This is a genomic window from Clostridium tarantellae (assembly GCF_009295725.1).
Classification (GTDB): domain Bacteria; phylum Bacillota; class Clostridia; order Clostridiales; family Clostridiaceae; genus Sarcina; species Sarcina tarantellae.
This window is the reverse complement of the sequence record NZ_WHJC01000315.1, coordinates 1-3,705: the sequence shown is the minus strand read 5'-3', so window position 1 is coordinate 3,705 and position 3,705 is coordinate 1. Positions and strand designations below refer to the sequence as shown.

3 protein-coding genes are annotated in these 3,705 nt (G+C 24.3%); all 3 read left to right on the top strand.

What is annotated here, in order from left to right:
- Positions 1-301: 301 nt before the first annotated feature.
- Positions 302-1,294, top strand: coding sequence for an LCP family protein (locus GBZ86_RS13690; RefSeq protein ID WP_152891557.1), 993 nt, complete (start codon positions 302-304; stop codon positions 1,292-1,294).
- 51 nt (positions 1,295-1,345) lie between these two features.
- Positions 1,346-2,341: an LCP family protein gene (locus tag GBZ86_RS13685; protein WP_152891555.1), complete on the top strand. Its 996-nt coding sequence runs from the start codon at positions 1,346-1,348 to the stop codon at positions 2,339-2,341.
- Positions 2,342-2,452: 111 nt separating this feature from the next.
- Positions 2,453-3,705 (top strand): lipopolysaccharide biosynthesis protein (locus GBZ86_RS13680; protein WP_152891553.1); only part of this gene is annotated, 1,253 nt, incomplete at its 3' end.

Below are 3,705 nucleotides of genomic sequence, written 5' to 3'. Positions count from 1 at the left end.
AAGGGGTTGTTGCACACTTTTTTAAAGGAAATATATTCCTAGTAGATATATAATCAATATCACTAGAAATATATTTGTATTTTTAAAAAAGTCAATGGTAATATTTTTTAATTATTAAACACTAGTGTAAGAATTTATATTTTAAATAATTAAATAACATAAAGAGAAGTTCGTTTTTATTAACCTTTTCTTTTCATAAATTACATTAAAGTTAAATAAATGAAATATATAAAAATATTTACAGTGATATTTTAAAATGATAAAATTAAATTTGTAATTTTATGAAAGGAAGTGTTAGATTATGGGAGATAATCCTGGTAAAAGGCGAAGAATAAAAAGAAAAAAGAAAAAATATAAAAAAATTATAACAATAGTGGTTTTAGTTATAGTATTACTAGTGGTAGGTGTTACAATAGGTGGAATATCATATACATACACCTTGTTAGATAAGGTTAATACAATTGAAGTTGATGAACAAAATTTAAGTGTTAATGATAAGTTAAATAAATATGATGTTGAAAATATTGCTTTATTTGGAGTAGATACTACTGACGGAGGAGTTGGAAGAACTGATTCTATAATGATTTTAACTATAGATAAGGAACGTAAAAAGCTAAAAATTAGTTCAATTATGAGAGATTCTTATGTTGATATAAATGGTCATAAAAAAGATAAATTAAATCATGCATATGCTTTTGGAGGTAGTGAATTAGCTATTAAGACTTTAAATGAAAATTTTGATCTTAATATTAAAAATTTCGTATCTGTAAATTTTTCAACATTACCAAAAATAATTGATAAATTAGGTGGAGTTGAACTTGAAATTACTGCAGAAGAGTTAAAATTATTAAATCCACTCATAGATGATATGAATAGATTAAATGGAACCAAGGTAAAACATTTAAATTCAGTAGGTATACAACAGCTAAATGGTACACAAGCTATGGCTTATTCAAGAATAAGATATACATCAGGAGGAGACTACGAAAGAACACAAAGACATAGAAATGTTTTAAATGCGTTAATGGGTAAAGTACAAAATATTTCGCCAAGCAAACTTCCAGGATTATTAAATGAATTATTACCAATGGTAGAAACTAGCTTAACTTCAAACAAGATATTAAAGTTAGGTGGAGATGTATTATCATTAGGAAATCTTAAATTTGAGCAAGATAGATTTCCTAGAGATGGATATTGTGAGGGAAAAATGATAAATGGAGTTTATTATTTAACTTTTAATAAAGATGCTACAGTAAATCAAATACATGATTATATAGTAAATGATATAAAATAAAGCTAAATAATTAAGAACTAATATAGATAAACAAAAGAAAGAGGTTATATAATGAGTGTTAAGCATAAAAAAAGTACAAGCAGTAAAAAAGTTAAAAAGGTATTAATAACAGTATTACTAGTTATTTTATTAATATTAGGTGTAGGAGGCGGTGTAGGTGCTTACTATACTAAAAGTTTGTATAATAAAATTGATAAAGTAGACTTAAATGAAGATGAACTAGGAATATCAGTAGAAGTACAAAAAAAATTATCTGCTTTTGATGGAGTCCAAAATATTGTTTTATTTGGAATAGATGCTCCACAAGGATCTTATGGAAGATCAGACTCTATAATGATAGCTACTGTAGATAAAACTCATGATAAATTAAAATTAACTTCTCTTATGAGAGATTCTTATGTTAATATTGATGGTCATGGAAATGATAAATTAAATCATGCATATGCTTTTGGAGGACCTCAACTAGCAATAAAAACTATAAATGAAAATTTCAATTTGAATGTTAAAGATTTTGTAAGTGTTAATTTTTCAACATTACCAAAGATAATAGATAAAGTTGGAGGAATAGAGTTAGATATAAGAAATGATGAAATTGAAAGTATGAATAGTTGTATAGATCATTTAAACTCTTTAAATAACACTAATTCTTCAAAAATAGAGTCAACAGGAAAACAACATGTTGATGGAATTCAAGCTATGGCATATTGTAGAGTAAGACATGCTGAAGGTGGAGATTTCAAAAGAACTGAAAGACATAGAATCGTTTTAACTAAAGTGCTTAATAAAATAGAAGAGTTACCAGCAACAGAATATCCAAGTTTATTAAATGAATTATTACCAATGGTAAAAACTAATTTAAATCCAACTGAAATGCTTAATATAGGTAAAAATATATTGGCATTAAAAGATAATGGAATAGAACAAGCTAGATACCCTAAAGATGAATATTGTAATCAAGAAATGATAAAAAATATTTATTATTTAGGTTTTAATAAAGAAAAAACAGAAGAACAAATACACAATTGGATTTTTGAAGATATTCAATAAAATATTACAAAGTTCTATAATTTAATATTTATTATAGAACTTTGTGTATTATTAAATTATAAATTTACAATATAGAAAATTTGAATATAAAGCAAAGGAAGGAATAAAATATTGAGAACTAAAAAAGCAACATTAAATGCTGGAGTAGCTATTATTACATATATTTTAGCATTTATTCCTGTATTCATAACTAGAAAAGTATTTTTAGATAGTCTTGGAGTAGAATTATTAGGATTAAGTTCTTTATATACTAATATTATTGGTTATTTGTCGATAGTTGAAATGGGAATAGGAACAGCTATAATATTTTCTTTGTACAAGCCTTTTGCTGAAAATGATATGGTTCGTGTAAAAGGATATTTAAATTTTTATAAAAATTTTTATAAAACAACTGGAGTAATTGTATTAATTTTAGGATTTCTAATATTACCTTTTATACAAATATTTATCAAGGATAACATAAACATAACTGAAGTTAGATTGTACTTTATTTTATTTTTAATAAATACAGTAATAACTTATTTTTTTTCTTATAAACTATGTATTTTAAATGTGGCACAAGAAGGATATAAGCTTTCTATAGCTACTACCTTATCAAAAATAATAATTGCTATATTACAAATAATATTTTTAAAGTTATATGCTAATTTTTATATATACATATTCATTCAAATAGCTATAAATTTACTGTATTATTTGTTCATGGATATATATATAAATAAAAAATTTGAATTTATAAATAAAGTTAAAGGTGAAATTAATAGAAAAGAAAAGACTAAACTAATAAAAAATATAAAAGCTTTATTTTTACATAAAATAGGAGGAGTAGTTGTATTAGGAACAGATAGTATAGTAATTTCATCTTTTGTTAATCTTGATGCTGTTGCTAAATTTAATAGTTATAATATGGTGATTGCGGCAGTTCAAGGGCTTATGACTAATGCAATGTCAGCTATTACTCCAAGTATAGGTAATTTATTAACAGAAGATAATAGGGAAACAGCATATAAAGTTCATAAAAGATTATTTTTCATAAGTTTTTGGATAACATCTTTTATAGTTATAAGTTTATCTAATACATTAACAGTATTTGTTAATTTGTGGTTAGGAGAAAGTCAAATATTAGCTCAGTTTACAGTGGCACTTATATTAATTAATTTGTATTTTCAAATGATGAGAAGTTCTGTAGAATCATTTAAAGAGGGGGGCGGGATATATCATCAAGATAGATATGCACCTATAGCAGAAGCTATAATAAATTTAATTACTTCAATAATATTAGTGAAATTAATAGGTTTACCAGGTGTATTTTTAGGAACTTTAATAAGTAATATCACTGTTATATTTTGGGTTAAACCTAAAAT

Coding starts and splice junctions, on each gene's coding strand:
- GBZ86_RS13690 (WP_152891557.1), top strand. CDS start 302: ATGGGAGATAATCCTGGTAAAAGGCGAAGAATAAAAAGAAAAAAGAAA.
- GBZ86_RS13685 (WP_152891555.1), top strand. CDS start 1,346: ATGAGTGTTAAGCATAAAAAAAGTACAAGCAGTAAAAAAGTTAAAAAG.